We start from the raw sequence: 15,094 nt of genomic DNA on the forward strand, positions 1-15,094 counted from the left end.
TTCAAAGTCGCGCGCCGGACCCGATCCGGCTGGGGAAGGCGGTGCCATGCGAAAATCCCAGATCGTCGAAGAGCTTGGGGAAGGCGAACTGCTGCTTCCCGCCCTCATAGAGGCGGCGCTTCAGGCCAACGACCGGGCGAAGCTGCGCATGACCGCGCTTCAGGAAGCCGTGGCCCACGCCAAGGCGCCGCTGCGCCCGGTCCGCCTGATGGCTGCGGAGGCCCGCGCCGCCGGAGCCACCGAGGATGGCCTCGATGCGACCGTCACCGGCGCCCAGATTGTGGACGGCGGAGGTTATGCCATCCCCGGCGCGCGCCGGCTGATGGATGGCATCCTCGACGATATCGCCACCATGGCCGCGCCGCTGGATGCGGCTCAGGTGCCCGCCGCCTCCGGCTTTTCCGATCGCCTCGCCGCCTTGCGCTCGGCCTTCGCCAGCATCACCGGAGATATGCTGGATGAGCCTGCACTGGTGCGCCTCACCTCCGCCCGGCGCGGCGGCGAGGACAGCGCCCACCTCGTGGTCATGGACCTGCACAAGGCGCTCAACCAGCTTTCCGCCGCCGTCGCCGCCGAGACCATTGCTGGAGCCCGCGCGCTCGGCGTGCGTGCTGAGGACCACGACCGGATCGAAGCCTTCATGGCCGGGCTCAACCGTACCCGCGGCCTTGCCTTCGGCCATCCCGGGCTCGACACCACGGCCAGCCGTTCGGGCGCACGGCTGATCCTCCAGAACGACATCGGCACCACCGATGCCCATGTGATCATCCTGGCGGTGGAGGGGCTTGACGCCACAGTCACCTACACCGACGTGCACCGCTCGCGCGCCAAGTTCTTCATCTCCCTGTTCCGGGATTTTTCCGCCACCTGGACGCCGCTGGCCGAACGCAGCGTGGCGGGCCTCGCCGAGGGCGGGAGCTTTTTCCTGGTAACGGGCCGCTACACCGCCCGGGACACGGCTGATCTCGACTCCTTCCTCGATGCGGTGGGCGCCCACCTCGTCTTCCTGATCGACTGGAACAAGGCGCGCAAGACGCTCCAGACCTTCGTCGACAAGGCCACAGCCATCCGCCTCCTCGCCGATGCCGCGCGGGCCCACTTCGGCCACCGGGCCTTCCTGGAGCTGGGCGGGGCGGAACTGATCTTCGACGCGGTCCGGCGCAGCGCCGAGGGCCGCGTGCCCTACGGCGCCCGTCTCGACCGGGTTCTCGGAGCTGGCGCGGTGGCGCGGTTGCTGGGCGAGGTGCTGCGGCTGACCAGCGAGGGGCTCGGAGCCCAGCGCTCGGTCCGGCTCATCAAGGACGAGGTGCGGGCGGAACTGGCCCGCAGCTTCGGCTCGGCCGAGCAGGAAGTGCTTGCCATGGCGCTCACCCAGCTCGGCCTCGCCCGGATGCTCGCCGCCGAGGTGGCCGAAGCCCTTGACGAACCGGGCGAGAGCACCGACGGCGTCCGCGCCGCCTTCCAGCGACGGGCCAAGCGGCTGGAGGAGAAGGCGGATCGGCAGGTGCTGGCGGCCCGGGATCTGGCGAGCGGCCCCTTCGGCCGGGGCCGGCGATTCCTGCCGCTCGCCGAATGGGTGGAGGAGGCGACCGACTCGTTCGAGGAAGCCGCCTTCCTGCTCGGTACCCGTTCAAGGCGGGAGACCACGGATGCCGCCTCCCCGCTCGCGGAGCTGGTGAGCGTGGCCATGGCCTGCTGCGGCGACCTGGTACGCGCCGTGGCCGCCGCCTGCGAGGGACCGGCGGGCCGGCGCGAGGACATCACCGACGCGCTCGAAGCCATCGACGCCGTGATGGAAGGCGAGCGCCGCGCCGATGAGGCCCATCGCCGGGTGGTGGCAGCCGTGCTTGGCGATCCGGCTCCGGTGCCGGCGTCCGCGCTGGTCGCGACCATGGAGGTGGCCCGCGCCATGGAAACCGGCACCGACCATCTCGCCCGCGCCGCCCTGGCGCTGCGCGGCTGTGTTCTGGAGGAGGTGGGATCGTGACAACCCTCAGCGCGCGCCTGTCCGACGCGGACGAACCGCACGGCTCCCACCGGGCAGCCTCGCCCCTGATTGGCTTCATCGGTCCCGGCGGCGACACCCAGCCGCTCTCCGCCCACGCCTTCGGCTCCAAGGCCGCGCAGCTGTGGCGCATGAATGCCCTCGGCCTCAACGTGCCGCCGGCGTTCGTGCTCTCCACCGCCCTGTGCGGGAAGCCCCATGCCGAAAAGCGCATAGGCGCCCTGCTGGAGCAGGGCATCGCTTATCTCGAACGCGTCACCGCGCGCGGCTTCGGCGACCGGCGCCGGCCTCTCCTCGTCTCGGTGCGCTCGGGGGCGGAAAAGTCCATGCCCGGCATGCTGGAAACGGTGCTGGACGTGGGCATGACCGCAACGACCACCCGCGGCCTGATGCGCCTTTACGGCAATCCGCGCCTTGCGGCCGATTGCCGGCGGCGCTTCATCGAAGGCTATTGCGAGGTGGTGGCGGGCCTGCCGCGCGGCCCGTTCGAGGACGTGCTACGCGCCGTTCAGACCGCCGAGGATGTCACATCCGACCGGGAGCTGGATCCAGAGGCGTTGGACCGGCTCGCCGGCCTTTATCTCGATCTTGCCCGCGACCGGTTCGGCACCGCCATCCCGGAGGAGCCCATGGACCAGTTGCGGGCGGCGGCCGAGGCCGTTTTCCGCTCGTGGGATGCGCCCAAGGCGCAGGACTATCGCCGCCTCAACCACCTGGAGAACCTGTCGGGCACGGCGGTGACGGTGCAGGCCATGGTGTTCGGCAATGCCAGCGCCCGCTCGGGCTCCGGCGTCGCCTTCTCCCGCGACCCCGCCACGGGGGCCAATGGCCTTTATGCGGACATGCTGTTCGAGGCCCAGGGCGAGGACGTGGTCTCCGGCCGCCGCCAGCCGGTAGGGCTCGGCCGGCTCGAGGCCCTGCTGCCGGATGTGGCGACACAGCTCGCCGCAGGGGTTGGCGCGCTGGAAGCGGCCTATCGCGACGTGCAGGACGTGGAATTCACCTTTGAGGATGGCCGCCTGTTCTTCCTCCAGACCCGTTCCGCCAAGCGCACGCCCCGCGCGGCGCTGAAGATCGCGGTGGATTTCGTGGCCGAAGGGATGCGGACAGAGGCGGAGGGCCTCGCCCTGCTCGACGGCATCGACCTGTCGCAAGTGGGAACCACACGTTTCACCGGGACGGCGGAGGTTGCGGCTCAGGGCGTGGCCGCCTCTCCAGGCACGGTAAGCGGGCGTGTCGCTTTCGACGGCGAGGCCGCCAAGCGCCTCTCGGAAGGCGGCGATCCCGTCATCCTGGTGCGGCCTGACGTGGCGACCGACGATATCGCCGGCATGGCGCTGGCGGCCGGCGTGCTCACCCGTGTCGGGGGTCGCACCGCCCATGCGGCGGTGGTCGCGCGCCAGCTCGGGCGCGTCTGCGTGGTGGGGTGCGCCGCGCTTGCCATCGATTTCGAGTCACGCAGTGCCCGCCTCGGCCCGGCGCAGGTCCAAGAGGGCGACTGGCTATCGCTGGACGGCGACGAAGGAACGGTCTTCGTCGGCCGCCGCGAGAGTGTCGTGGACCGTCCCGAGGCGGAGCTGGCCACGGTGGCAGGCTGGGCGGCGCGCGCGAGATAGCGGCCGTTCAGCCGTACCCGGTCAGCGCTTGCGTTCGGAAGAGCTGAAATTGCTCGCGTGCCCTTCCCGCGCAGCCTGGGCGCGCCACACCTTGGCGGCGGCGGCGAGCTTCGCCTCCGGCGCGATGCGGCCGATCATCCGCTCCAGCTTCTGGCTGCCGCAGGACGGGCAGACGGGCGTTTCCGACGCGCCCACGAGCAGTTCGGTGTCCTTGTCGCAATCGGGACAATGAAAGTTGTAGAGCGGCACCGCCGTATCTCCGTTCCTGCCATGGTCACGTCCGGCTCAATGCCCGCAAATCATTGATCTGCGGTGCATTTGCGCCAAAGACGAACGGTCGCGCGCCACACCGTCGTCGCCCGGTGCGGCTGCGCCTCATGTAGGACAAGCAGGAAGCGGGCCAGATCAGTCAGCGGCTTCGGTCTCGATGCCGAGCACCTGTTCCAGCACGCCGGCGGGGTCGGCGTCCTTCATCATCGCGGTGCCGATGAGCAGGGCCTTGGCCCCTGCGGCACCCAGCCGCTCGCGGTCGGCGGCGGTGCCAAGGCCGCCTTCCGCCACCACCAGCGCCTTGGCCGCTGGAATGAGCGGGATCAGCGTCTCGCAGGTGCCCGGAACCAGCTCGAAGGTGTGGATGTTGCGGTTGGTGGCGCAGACGAAATCCGCCCCGGCGGCCAGCGCGGCTTCCACCTCCTGCCGGGTGTGGACCTGCACCAGCGCATCCATGGCGACGGAGGCCGCCCGCTCGCGGAATTCGGCCAGCTGCGGGCCGAGCAGGGCGGCGGAGAGCACCACCGCGTCGGCGCCGGCGAGGCGCGCCTCAAGGATCTGGTAGAGATCGAAGATGATGTCCTGCGCCAGAAGCGGGATGTCCACCGCGTCGCGCACCGTGGCGAGATCCGAATAGGAGCCGCGGAAGGCCTGCCGCTCCACCGCCACCGAGAGCGCCGCCGCGCCCACCGCCTCGAAATCCTCGGCCAGCGCCTTGTAGGGCACCATGGTGCGGAACGAGGGATCGAACGGCGAGCCGCCCTTGAGCTCGGCGATGATGCCCGGCGCGCCATTGGCCTTGAAGGAGGCGGCAAGGGCGCCCTGGAAGCCGCGAGTCATGGGCATGTCGCCCACCTTGCCCTGGATCTGGCCGAGGGAGCGGCGGACCTTGGCCTTCGCGAGCTGGTCGCGGCGCTGGAGGATGAAGGGCTTGAGCGGGCTGGCGTCTGGCAAAATCATGAAAAACGTCCGTCTCCAACGGGGCAACGGCGCCCCGGCGCGAAAAATGCCCCTTGAACTTCCCAGATTTTGCCGCGCTTCGCCACCGTCGCGGTTGGGGCGCGGCATGGTTTCCTCTTCCCTCGGGCGCCATCACGAGCGATCATGGCGCTATTCTTCGCCCGAGAGATTTTTCTGAGATGTTCACCCGCGTCTGCAAAGCAGAAACCGTGCCCGAAGGCGGCATGCGGCTCGTGATCGCCGACAATCACCTCATTGTCCTGGCCTGGCCCGACAATGCGGAGGAGATGAAGGCGTTCCAGGGCGTGTGTCCCCACTCCAACACGCCCCTCAACGAGGCCGAGTTCGACGGCACGATCATCACCTGCCCGCTGCATTACTGGACCTGGGACCTCAACAGCGGCGATCCCGTCGAGCCGCAGGAATGCCCGCTCGCACAGTATCCGGTGAAGGTCGAGGACGGCGTCGTCTATATCGACACCGAAGGCGTCACGCCCCTGTTCGCGGCCCCCTGAGCCGGGGTCCGGCCCCGCCGGCTGTAACCGCCGGGCCGGTTGATCCGTAAGATGATGGATGCAGAGGCCATCCCCGCCGGGAGCGCACCGCTCGCGGGTGGAGCGGTCGCAAGCCGGAGTTCGATCCGTGACACAGGAAACCGCCGTTATTGTCGGTGCCGGCAAGGGCCTCAGCGCCGCCCTCGCCCGCCGCCTCGCCAAGGATGGCTTTCGCGTCGTGCTCGTGGCCCGCGACGTGGCGAAGCTTGCGCCCCTCGTGGCGGAAACCGGCGGCCAGGCCATATCTGCCGACGCGCAGAGCCCGCAGGCCATCGAGGCCATGTTCGCCGAGGTGGACCGCACTTTCGGCACGCCCGACCTCGTAGTCTTCAACGCCGCCATGCGCTATCGCGGCCCCATCGAGGTGCTCGACCCGGCGGACGTGATGGACGCATATGCGGTCGGCGCCTTCGCCGGCTTCGTCACCGCCCAGGCGGCGGCGCGGCGCATGCTCCAGCGCGGCAGCGGCTCCATCTTCTTCACCGGCGCCACCGCCAGCGTGAAGGCCATGCCCCACTCGGTGCCGTTTGCCATGGCCAAGTTCGCCCTGCGCGCCCTCGCCCAGGGCCTCGCCCGGGAGCTGGGGCCGCGCGGCATTCACGTGGCCCATTTCATCATCGACGGCGGCATCTCCTCGTCGTGGGCGACGCAGGGAGAGGCCGGGCCGCCGGACAAATGGCTCGATCCCGCCGCCATCGCCGAGACCTATCTGGCCGTGCATCGCCAGCACCGCTCGGCCTGGACGGCTGAGATGGAACTGCGCCCCTGGGTCGAGAAGTTCTGATCAAGCCTGCCCGTGCACAGCCCTCCCGAGCGTTGTGGGCGGCCTGAGGGCGTGCCATCTTCCCCCTCTTGCAGGAGATCCCGGACCGGCTGATGCCTCCGGGGGCTCTTTGCTCATGCGCCGAACGGGCGCGGCCGGTGGATGGGCGACCCATCTGGACCGGCGTGAAAGGGGAGAGGACTGTTGCCGTATTCCTTGGTGAGCGGACGCCAGATCAAGGCCGCGCGGGCCCTGCTCGGCTGGTCGCGCAGCGAACTGGCGGACCGCACCGGCGTCACCGCTCCGACAGTGAAGGTGGTGGAGCAGGATTCGGGCGTGCTCGACGAGCTGGCCTCGACCCGCGCCCGCCTCTGCAACGTGCTGGCGGCGGAAGGCGTGGCATTCCTCAACGGCGGCAGCATCGGCGTGCAGCTGGTGCAGAAGGGCGAAGGCCTGCGCACCGAAGACCTCAACGCCTCAAACGACGACTGAGCAGCGCCATGATCCTGCACAAAGTCGCCGCACGGCATTGGATTCTCGTCGCGATCATCCTGATCATCGCCACGCTGGCCTATCTCGGCAGCTGGTCCTGAGGACGAGGCGCCGGGACCGAGTCTTCCGGCGCCCTTTTTCTGGGTTTACTCCACCAGCAGAAGCGCGAAGCCGTCATAGCCCTTGGCGCCCACGGTCTGGACCGCGGTGGAGGACAGGCGCGGGTCGGCGCCCGCGAGGTCGAACAGGCGTCGCACGCCGATGACGTTGGCGTCACTGCTTTCGGAATCCAGCACCCTGCCGCTGCGCACCACATTGTCGCAGATGATGACCGTGCCCGGACGCGACAGCCTCAGCGCCCAATGGAGATAGTCCGGATTGCTGGGCTTGTCGGCGTCGATGAAGATGAGGTCGAACGGCCCCTGCCCTTCCTCTTCCAGCTTGGGCAGGGTGTCGATGGCCCGGCCCACGCGCAGGTCAACCTTGTCGGAAAGGCCGGCACGGGCGAGGTTCGCGCGCGCGACCTCGGCATGGCGCGGCTCGAATTCCAGCGTCACCAGTTTGCCATCCGCCGGCAAGGCGCGGGCGAGGAAGATGGCGCTGTAGCCGCCCAGGGTGCCGATCTCCAGGATGCGCCTCGCCCCGATCATGCGGGCGAAGAGATGCAGCATCTGCCCCTGCGCTGCCGACACGGAGATGGCCGGCAGCCCGGCCTTGGCGGAGGCCGCGAGCGCCTCGTCCAGCACGGGGTCCGCCGGCAGCAGGCGCTCGACGATATAGTCGTCCATCTCGGCCCAGAGGGTCGCGCTCATGGTTCCGTCTCCGTGCATTCCGGGGAGTAATACCAAAGGCCCTTGAGCTTGGCTCACGGGCCTTTGGTAAAGCCCGCGCGGCTCCTGAGCGAAACCCACTCGGCATCGGTCAACGACCGATGCCGATGGTATAAAGTCGGTCAGTCCTGATCGCTCTCGCGCGCGGCGCGGATGGAGAGCACCGCATAGGCCACCACCAGCGCCAGTTCCACCAGGGTGAACAGCAGCAGCCGTGTCATGCCCGCCGGCGCCCAGGCGCCGAGCACCACCTGCGCCAGCGTGGCGATGAGCCACAGCACCACCGCCCATCCCGCCCGAAGCCACAGCCCGACCCCGGCAATGGGATCGACGATGGCGGCCCATATGATGGCCGCCTGCGCCGCCGTGGGCATGGATTCGAACCGGCTCTCCGGCCCGTCACCGATGCCGAGAATCACCGCCCAGTGGATAATTCCCTCGATAAGCAGGAACGCAGCGACGCCGCGCAGGAACAGGAACAGCCGCCGCCGCCAGGGCGTCAGGTTTTCCCACTGGGCGCGGGCGCTGGCATCGATGGGATCGTAATGGCTCATGCACCCGGTGCCAGTAATTCCAGTTCGTTGGGGATGGGATCGAAATGCGCCGCAATGACGGCGCTGTCCACCTCTTCGAGCTTTGACGGCTGCCATTTCGGGGCATTGTCGCGGTCCACCAGGACGGCGCGCACGCCCTCGTAGAAGTCGTGGCCGGCCATGACGCGCGTCACCACGCGCAGTTCCAGCTTCAGGCAGGCGCCAAGATCCAGCGCCCGGCCCCGGCGCATCTGCTCCATTGCGATGCACAGGCTGGTGGGGGAACGCAGGCGCACCTCGCGGGCGGTGGCTGCGGCGAATTCCCCATGCTCCCCACCGGCCACCGCAGCGTCATCGAGGGCGGCGAGGATGGCCGGCACATCGGGGCGGCCGAACGTGTCGGCGATGAAATCGGCGCGGCTGGCGAATGTCCCCGGCCCCGGATCGATACGATGGTCGGCGAGAATCCGCTCCACGTCTGCGCCAGCCACGAGAGCCTCCTCCAGTGCGGGGAAGGCGGCAGAGGGAACCACGTCGGTGGCGAGCCCGCAGGCATGAGCCTCGGCGGCGCGGATTCGCGTCCCGGTCAGGGCCAGGAACACGCCGAAGGCGCCGGGCAGGCGCGGCAGCACATGGGTGCCGCCCACATCCGGGAACAGGCCGATATTCACCTCCGGCATGGCGAACAGATAGCGGTCGCCCGCCACCCGGTGCGCACCATGGGCCGAGAGGCCGAAGCCGCCGCCCATGCAGATGCCGTCGATCAGCGCCACATAGGGCTTGGGGAAGCTGCCGATATAATCGTTGAGGACATATTCCTCGCGGAAGAAGCCGAGCGCTTCCTCGGCGCGGCCGGAGAGGCCCAGGTCGTAGATGGAGCGTACGTCGCCGCCGGCGCAGAAGGCCTTTTCGCCGGCACCCTTGATGATGACGCGGGTGATGGTGGGATCCTTCGCCCAGGCCCGAAGGCGTGGCAGGATCTCGCGCACCATGGCAAGGTTCAAGGCGTTGAGCGCCTTGGGCCGGTTGAGCGTGATGATGCCGGCTGCGCCCTTCTCTTCCAGCAGAACCTCAGGTTCCGTTGTCACTGCGCCTCTCCCCTTCGCCGCCGATTGCCGCTGAGCGGTTCCCCGGGCAGGGTTAGACGTGGCCCTGCGCACCGTCAACGCGACTGCGCGCACCTCCACCGTGCGCGGCTTCACATCCCTGCCCGGCATTCCCGCCCCTCGCCGGTCAGTGCCCGGGGGGGTATAAGGATCCCCGCGCGCCCGCAGACGGGCGCCCTTGAACAACGAGCGCATCATGGCCTTCACCACGCCCCGCATCCGTCCCGTTTCCGAAGCCGAGCTGGCCCGGACCCAGGGTCTCGACCTCCAAGGCCTCGACCTGGTCCATCGCCCCCGGCGCAACCGCAAGACCGACTGGGCGCGGCGGCTGGTGCGTGAGAACACCCTCACCGTGGACGACCTGATCTGGCCGATCTTCGTGATGAACGGCACCGCCACCCGCGCCCCCATCCCCTCCATGCCGGGGGTGGAGCGCCTGACCGTGGACGAGGCGGTCCGCGCGGCCGAGATGGCCGCCAAGCTGAAGATCCCCGCGATCGCCATTTTCCCCTATGTGGACCCGAGCCTGCGCGATCCCCTGGGCAGCGAGGCACTAAACAGCAACAACCTGGTTTGCCAGACCCTGCGCGCCATCAAGGCGGAGATCCCCGAGATCGGGTTGATCACCGACGTGGCGCTGGACCCCTTCACCAGCCACGGCCATGACGGCCTGCTGGAGGACGGGCGCATCCTCAATGACGAGACCGTGGAAATCCTGGTGCGGCAGTCGGTGGTGCAGGCGCAGGCGGGGGCGGACGTGATCGCACCCTCCGACATGATGGACGGCCGCATCGGCGCCATCCGCGCCGGGCTGGACGCGGCGGGCTTCACCGACGTGCAGATCATGTCCTACGCTGCCAAGTATGCGTCGGCGTTCTACGGCCCGTTCCGCGACGCCATCGGCACCGCCAAGACCCTGTCCGGCGACAAGCGCACCTACCAGATGGACCCCGGCAACGGCCTGGAAGCCATCCGCGAGGCCGCCCTCGACGTGGAGGAAGGCGCCGACATGCTCATGGTGAAGCCGGGCCTGCCCTATCTCGACATCGTCTACCGCCTCAAGGAGACCTTCGGCCTGCCCACCTTCGCCTATCAGGTGTCCGGCGAGTACGCGATGATCGAGGGCGCCATCCGCAACGGCTGGGTGGACGGCGACCGCATCGTCACCGAGAGCCTGCTCGCCTTCAAGCGCGCCGGCGCCGACGGCATCCTGACCTATTTCGCGCCGCGCGTTGCCGAGCGGCTGGCCGTGCAGGGCTAGAGCGCTTCACGCTCCAGCTTTTCGAGCTTGCGCATTTTCGTCACGCGGACCGGAGTCCCCCTCGCTTGAAAATGCTCAAAGCGCCCGCGCCGGGAGAGACAAGATGACAGCCCCCGCCGTCGCCTCCAGCGACCACCCCCTCGACCTCAACGTCGACCTGCCCGTCACCCTCGCGGACGTGGAGGCGGCGCGGGCGCTGGTGAGCGGCGCGGTATTGCACACGCCCACCCTGCACGCCCCGCGCCTGTCTGCCCTCACCGGTGCGGATGTGTATGTGAAGTATGAGAATCTCCAGGTCACCGCCTCGTTCAAGGAGCGCGGCGCGCTGGTGAAGCTGGCGCGCCTCACCCCCGAGGAGGCGCGGCGGGGCGTGGTGGCCATGTCGGCGGGCAACCATGCCCAGGCGGTGGCCTATCATGGCACGCGGCTGAAGATTTCCACCCTCATCGTCATGCCGGAGACCACCCCCCAGGTGAAGGTGGCCGCCACGGAAGCCTTCGGCGCCGAGGTGGTGCTGTTCGGCGATACGGTGGCCGACGCCTTCGAGGAGGCAACGCGCATCTCCAAGGCGCAGGGCCGCATTTTCGTCCACCCCTATGACGACGTGGACGTAATCGCCGGCCAGGGCTCGCTGGCGCTGGAGATGATGGAGGACGGGCCGGCCTTCGACGCCGTGGTGGTGCCCATCGGCGGCGGCGGGCTCATCTCCGGCATGGCGCTGGCCTTCGCCGGGCGCTCGCCGGCGACGCAGGTGGTGGGGGTCGAGACCCAGCTCTATCCCGCCATGTGGTCCGCCATGACCGGAGAGGCGCGCCCCTGCGGCGGGCCGACGCTGGCGGAGGGCATCGCGGTGCGCGACGTGGGTGTCATCACCTCGCAGATCGTGCGGCGCCTGGTACCCCACGTGGTGCTGGTGGACGAGACCGCGCTGGAGCGGGCGGTGAACGCCTTCCTCATGCACCAGAAGACCTTGGCCGAAGGCGCCGGCGCCGCCGGCCTTGCCGCGCTCCTCGCCGAACCCGAGCGCTTCCGCGGCAAGACGGTGGGGCTGGTGGTCTCCGGCGGCAACATCGATCCGCGCATGATCGCCGGCATCCTGCTGCGCGAGCTGGAGCGGGAGGAGCGCATCGTCTCCTTCCGCCTCACCATCCTCGACCGGCCGGGCATGCTGGGGCGCATCGCCACGTTGCTCGGCAAGCTCGGCGCCAACATCCTGGAGGTGCACCACCGGCGCACCTTCCTCGACGTGCCGGCCAAGGGCACGCGGCTCGACCTCACCGTGGAGACCCGGGACCAGACCCATGCCGAGCTGATCCAGAAGGCTCTGGAAGGCGAGGGCCTGCCAGTGCAGCGCCTGGGCGCCGGAGGCGCCGATTGGTGAAGTGCGCGGGAGGCGCGGACTGGTGATGCCGTGATCTTGCGCTGCAGGGAGGCCTTCACCACCTGAAGGTGTCGGAAGGAGTCTTCGACCCATGAGCAACACCAGCGACACGTCCCGCCAGCCGCCCCCCTACGGCTATCCGGACGGTGCGCGTCCCCATGCCTTTGATCCGGTGGCGCAGCCGGAGTTCTTCGAGGGCGTGCTCTCCCGCCGGCTCATGGCCTTTATGGTGGATGCCATGATCGTCGTGGGCGCGGTGGTGCTCTTCTATTTGTTCGTCCTGGTGATGGGGCTGGTGACGTTCGGCCTGAGCTGGATCGCCTTCTTCTTCATCTGGCCGACCTTCGTGATCGTGGCGCTGGCCTACAACGCGCTCACCCTCGGCTCGCCGGCCTCGGCGACGCTCGGCATGCGACTCATGGATATCGAGGTGCGCACATGGTACGGCGCGCCCTGCTATAGCGTGCTCGGCGCGGTGCATGCGGTGTGCTTCTGGGTGTCGGTTTCCATCTTCACCCCGTTCGTGCTGCTGGTCGCCCTATTCAACGACCGGCGCCGGCTGCTGCACGATTTCCTTGTGGGCACGGTGGTGGTGAACAACGCCATCCGCGCGGACGCCCTGCGGTACAGGCGTTGATTTTTGGCCGCAGGCGCACCTTCGCCTTTGACCTCGTCCCACACAGCGGCGATGCTGTGTGTTCTTGAGGCAAGGACGTCGTGAGCGAGCATCCGCGCGATACACCGCAATTCTATCTGACGGCCCCTTCCCCATGCCCGTACCTTCCGGGGCGGGAGGAGCGGAAGGTGTTCACGCACCTTGTGGGCGACAAGGCCGCCAGCCTCAACGACGTGCTTACCCAGGGCGGGTTCCGGCGCAGCCAGTCCATTGCCTACCGCCCGGCCTGCGAGGGCTGCAAGGCCTGCGTTTCGGTGCGGATCTGCGTGGACGACTTCACTCCAGGCCGCAGCTTCCGCCGGGTGCAGGCGGACAATTCCGACCTCATCGGCCAGATCAAACCGGCTACCCCCACCTCCGAGCAATACGCCCTGTTCCGCAGCTATGTCACCGGCCGGCACGGCACCGGCGGCATGGCCGACATGAGCGTGCTGGACTACGCCATGATGGTGGAGGACACCCATGTCCACACCCGCCTCGTGGAATACCGCAAGCGCGGGCCGGACAGTCGCATCATCCCCCGCGGCACCGGCGACCTCATGGCGGTGGCGCTGACGGACGTGCTCACGGACGGCCTGTCCATGGTCTATTCCTTCTACAACCCGCAGGTGCACGACCGCTCCCTCGGCACCTTCCTGATCCTCGACCACATCACCCGGGCACGGCAGATGGGGCTGCCCTATGTCTATCTCGGCTATTGGGTTCAGGGCTCGCGCAAGATGGACTATAAGCGCCGCTACCTGCCCCAGGAGCGCCTGACGCCGCACGGCTGGGAGCGGGTGGAGAAATAGCCCCCAACGGGGCGCGGGAGACATGCGCGTGGGCTATTTCAGCAATTCAATCAATATCTTCCTCGCCGTCTTCGCTGCTCTCTTTCCCATCGTGAACCCGCTTGGCGGGGCACCGATCTTCCTCAATTTCGTGCGCGGCTGCTCCGCGTCGACCCGGGAACTGCTGGCCCGCTCCGTCGCCGTCTACGGCTTCCTGATGCTTCTGGGCTCGCTGATCATCGGCGCGCAGGTGCTCCTGTTCTTCGGCATCACCTTGCCGGTGCTGCGGGTGGCCGGCGGCGTGGTGGTGACCTCCGTGGGCTGGAACCTGCTGCACCAGGGCGACGAACCGGCCAAGCGCGCCGACGGCACGCCGCTGGATGATGCCCACGCCAAGGACCAGGCCTTCTATCCCCTGACCCTGCCGCTCACGGTGGGGCCAGGCTCCATCGCCACCACCATCGCGCTGGCCGCCAGCCACAGGTCCACCTTCGACACGGATCTGGCCATGTCCGTGTCGTCCCTCATCGGGGCGGTGGCGGGACTGATCGGTGTGGCGCTCACCGTCTATTTCGCCTTCCGGGAGGCGCCCACCATCGAGCGCGTGCTGGGCAAGAACGGCACCAACGTGCTGGTGCGGCTGTTCGCCTTCATCCTGTTCGCCATCGGCGTGCAGATCATCTGGCTCGGCGCCCGCGACCTGCTGGGCGAGATCCCGGGACGCTGAGGCCGCCGGCCGAACAGGGCAGTCATACCGTCGCAGCTCTGCCGGTAGAGAATTCCTCCTGCTAGAAGACCGGGAATCCCCCCGAGCCTCAGGCAGGAGTTGCCATGTCCCAACCGAACCACCCCATCCGCCGCGTCGCCGTCATCGGAGCCGGGACCATCGGCGCGAGCTGGGCCGCGCTGTTCCTCGCGCGCGGGCTCGACGTGGTGGTGAGCGACCCCGCGCCGGGCGCGGCCGAGGCCACCCAGAGCCTCATCTCGGCCGCCTGGCCGATTCTGATGGAACTGGGCGGCGAAGGCGCGATCGACCCCACCAGCTGGCGCTTCGAGCCGGACCCGGTAAAGGCGGTGGCGGGCGTCGACTTCGTGCAGGAGAACGCGCCCGAGCGCTACGAGCTGAAGCAGAAGCTGTTTCCCGCCATCGACGCGGTGCTGCCGCCGGAGGTGGTGATCGCCTCGTCCTCCTCAGGCCTGCTGGTGAGCCGCATCGCCGAGGGCTGCCGGCATCCCGAGCGCTGCATCATCGGCCACCCCTTCAATCCCCCGCACCTCATTCCGCTGGTGGAGGTGGTGGGCGGCGGGAAGGCAAGCCGCGCCGCCATCGAAACCGCCATGGATTTCTACCGGGCCATGGGCAAGCACCCCATCGAGATCCACAAGGAGGTCGCCGGCCATGTGGCCAACCGCCTGCAGGCGGCGCTGTGGCGCGAGGCCATCCATCTGGTGGAGCAGGGCGTGGTTTCGGTGGCGGACGTGGATGCGGCGGTCTCGGAAGGCCCCGGCCTGCGCTGGGCGCTCATGGGCCAGCACATGACCTTCCACCTCGGCGGCGGCGCGGGCGGCCTCGCCCATTTCATGCACCACCTTTTGCCGGCGGTGGAAACCTGGTGGGACGATCTCGGCACGCCGAAAGTGACCCCGGAGCTTCAGGCGAAGCTGGTGGAAGGGGTGACGGAGGAAGCCGGCGGCCGGTCCATCGCCGAACTGGCGCAGCGGCGCGACACCCTGCTGACACAGATCGTGGCGCTGAAGCGCGCCCATGATGCGGTGGAGGAGAAGCAGGACCTGAGCGAGCGGCTCGACGAGGCGCTGGAGGAGAGCTTCCCGGCCAGCGACCCGGTGGCGGTGCACAAGGCGGACTGAGGGCAACC

The 15,094-nt window shown here is 68.8% G+C and carries 16 protein-coding genes; 11 read left to right on the forward strand and 5 right to left on the reverse strand.

All coding sequences use genetic code 11. From position 1 onward, the window contains the following. Positions 1-46: 46 nt before the first annotated feature. Positions 47-1,987, forward strand: coding sequence for a hypothetical protein (locus tag V5F66_RS04930; RefSeq protein ID WP_394051015.1), 1,941 nt, complete (start codon positions 47-49; stop codon positions 1,985-1,987). Continuing rightward, complete coding sequence (locus V5F66_RS04935) at positions 1,984-3,621, forward strand: PEP/pyruvate-binding domain-containing protein (protein WP_394093380.1); 1,638 nt, start codon at positions 1,984-1,986, stop codon at positions 3,619-3,621. Before V5F66_RS04930 ends, V5F66_RS04935 begins: the two co-directional genes overlap by 4 nt. 21 nt (positions 3,622-3,642) lie before the next feature. Here the strand turns inward: V5F66_RS04935 and V5F66_RS04940 are convergent, their stop codons facing one another. Both V5F66_RS04940 and V5F66_RS04945 read right to left on the reverse strand, forming a co-directional pair. Further along, positions 3,643-3,870, reverse strand: a complete 228-nt coding sequence (locus tag V5F66_RS04940; protein WP_012116272.1) for an FmdB family zinc ribbon protein — start codon at positions 3,868-3,870, stop codon at positions 3,643-3,645. A gap of 156 nt (positions 3,871-4,026) precedes the next feature. Continuing rightward, the gene (locus V5F66_RS04945) at positions 4,027-4,851 is read right to left on the reverse strand and encodes an indole-3-glycerol phosphate synthase TrpC (protein ID WP_394093381.1); all 825 of its coding nucleotides are present in this window, start codon (positions 4,849-4,851) and stop codon (positions 4,027-4,029) included. Positions 4,852-5,030: 179 nt separating this feature from the next. On the opposite strand from V5F66_RS04945, the gene V5F66_RS04950 reads away from it, so the two are divergent. The 3 genes from V5F66_RS04950 (at position 5,031) to V5F66_RS04960 (ending at position 6,660) form a co-directional block, all read left to right on the forward strand. Next, entirely contained in the window at positions 5,031-5,366 is a 336-nt protein-coding gene (locus V5F66_RS04950; RefSeq protein ID WP_012116270.1) for a Rieske 2Fe-2S domain-containing protein, read from the forward strand. A 127-nt stretch (positions 5,367-5,493) separates the two neighbouring features. After that, positions 5,494-6,189, forward strand: a complete 696-nt coding sequence (locus V5F66_RS04955; RefSeq protein ID WP_394002226.1) for an SDR family NAD(P)-dependent oxidoreductase — start codon at positions 5,494-5,496, stop codon at positions 6,187-6,189. A gap of 183 nt (positions 6,190-6,372) precedes the next feature. Continuing rightward, positions 6,373-6,660, forward strand: coding sequence for a helix-turn-helix domain-containing protein (locus V5F66_RS04960; RefSeq protein WP_012116268.1), 288 nt, complete (start codon positions 6,373-6,375; stop codon positions 6,658-6,660). A gap of 146 nt (positions 6,661-6,806) precedes the next feature. Here V5F66_RS04960 and V5F66_RS04965 read toward each other — a convergent pair whose 3' ends face one another. The 3 genes from V5F66_RS04965 to V5F66_RS04975 form a co-directional block, all read right to left on the reverse strand. Next, on the reverse strand, positions 6,807-7,472 hold the full coding sequence (locus V5F66_RS04965; RefSeq protein WP_394093382.1) for an O-methyltransferase: 666 nt from the start codon (positions 7,470-7,472) through the stop codon (positions 6,807-6,809). A gap of 140 nt (positions 7,473-7,612) precedes the next feature. After that, the gene (locus V5F66_RS04970) at positions 7,613-8,044 is read right to left on the reverse strand and encodes a DUF6163 family protein (RefSeq protein WP_012116266.1); all 432 of its coding nucleotides are present in this window, start codon (positions 8,042-8,044) and stop codon (positions 7,613-7,615) included. Then, positions 8,041-9,111: an enoyl-CoA hydratase/isomerase family protein gene (locus tag V5F66_RS04975; protein WP_394093383.1), complete on the reverse strand. Its 1,071-nt coding sequence runs from the start codon at positions 9,109-9,111 to the stop codon at positions 8,041-8,043. Before V5F66_RS04975 ends, V5F66_RS04970 begins: the two co-directional genes overlap by 4 nt. Positions 9,112-9,325: 214 nt before the next feature. Here V5F66_RS04975 and hemB point away from each other — a divergent pair, with 214 nt between their 5' ends. From hemB to V5F66_RS05005, 6 genes are all read left to right on the forward strand, one after another. Continuing rightward, the gene (gene hemB, locus V5F66_RS04980; RefSeq protein ID WP_394093563.1) at positions 9,326-10,390 is read left to right on the forward strand and encodes a porphobilinogen synthase; all 1,065 of its coding nucleotides are present in this window, start codon (positions 9,326-9,328) and stop codon (positions 10,388-10,390) included. 103 nt (positions 10,391-10,493) lie between these two features. Then, entirely contained in the window at positions 10,494-11,771 is a 1,278-nt protein-coding gene (locus V5F66_RS04985; protein ID WP_394051027.1) for a threonine ammonia-lyase, read from the forward strand. Between the two features lie 91 nt (positions 11,772-11,862). Next, positions 11,863-12,408 (forward strand): RDD family protein, encoded by a 546-nt coding sequence (locus V5F66_RS04990; protein WP_012116262.1) that lies wholly within the window; start codon positions 11,863-11,865, stop codon positions 12,406-12,408. An 80-nt stretch (positions 12,409-12,488) separates the two neighbouring features. Next, positions 12,489-13,238 (forward strand): arginyltransferase, encoded by a 750-nt coding sequence (locus tag V5F66_RS04995; protein WP_012116261.1) that lies wholly within the window; start codon positions 12,489-12,491, stop codon positions 13,236-13,238. A gap of 22 nt (positions 13,239-13,260) precedes the next feature. After that, a complete protein-coding gene (locus V5F66_RS05000) occupies positions 13,261-13,944 on the forward strand; it encodes a MarC family protein (protein WP_012116260.1) in 684 nt (227 codons plus the stop codon). A 104-nt stretch (positions 13,945-14,048) separates the two neighbouring features. Next, entirely contained in the window at positions 14,049-15,086 is a 1,038-nt protein-coding gene (locus V5F66_RS05005; RefSeq protein WP_394051029.1) for a 3-hydroxyacyl-CoA dehydrogenase NAD-binding domain-containing protein, read from the forward strand. Positions 15,087-15,094: the final 8 nt, after the last annotated feature.

The sequence above is a fragment of the Xanthobacter versatilis genome (assembly GCF_043193975.1).
In the GTDB taxonomy this organism is placed as follows: domain Bacteria; phylum Pseudomonadota; class Alphaproteobacteria; order Rhizobiales; family Xanthobacteraceae; genus Xanthobacter; species Xanthobacter autotrophicus_E.

Coding starts and splice junctions, on each gene's coding strand:
- V5F66_RS04985 (WP_394051027.1), top strand. CDS start 10,494: ATGACAGCCCCCGCCGTCGCCTCCAGCGACCACCCCCTCGACCTCAAC.
- V5F66_RS04945 (WP_394093381.1), bottom strand. CDS start 4,851: ATGATTTTGCCAGACGCCAGCCCGCTCAAGCCCTTCATCCTCCAGCGC.
- V5F66_RS04970 (WP_012116266.1), bottom strand. CDS start 8,044: ATGAGCCATTACGATCCCATCGATGCCAGCGCCCGCGCCCAGTGGGAA.
- V5F66_RS05000 (WP_012116260.1), top strand. CDS start 13,261: ATGCGCGTGGGCTATTTCAGCAATTCAATCAATATCTTCCTCGCCGTC.
- V5F66_RS04950 (WP_012116270.1), top strand. CDS start 5,031: ATGTTCACCCGCGTCTGCAAAGCAGAAACCGTGCCCGAAGGCGGCATG.
- hemB (WP_394093563.1), top strand. CDS start 9,326: ATGGCCTTCACCACGCCCCGCATCCGTCCCGTTTCCGAAGCCGAGCTG.
- V5F66_RS04965 (WP_394093382.1), bottom strand. CDS start 7,472: ATGAGCGCGACCCTCTGGGCCGAGATGGACGACTATATCGTCGAGCGC.
- V5F66_RS04930 (WP_394051015.1), top strand. CDS start 47: ATGCGAAAATCCCAGATCGTCGAAGAGCTTGGGGAAGGCGAACTGCTG.
- V5F66_RS05005 (WP_394051029.1), top strand. CDS start 14,049: ATGTCCCAACCGAACCACCCCATCCGCCGCGTCGCCGTCATCGGAGCC.
- V5F66_RS04990 (WP_012116262.1), top strand. CDS start 11,863: ATGAGCAACACCAGCGACACGTCCCGCCAGCCGCCCCCCTACGGCTAT.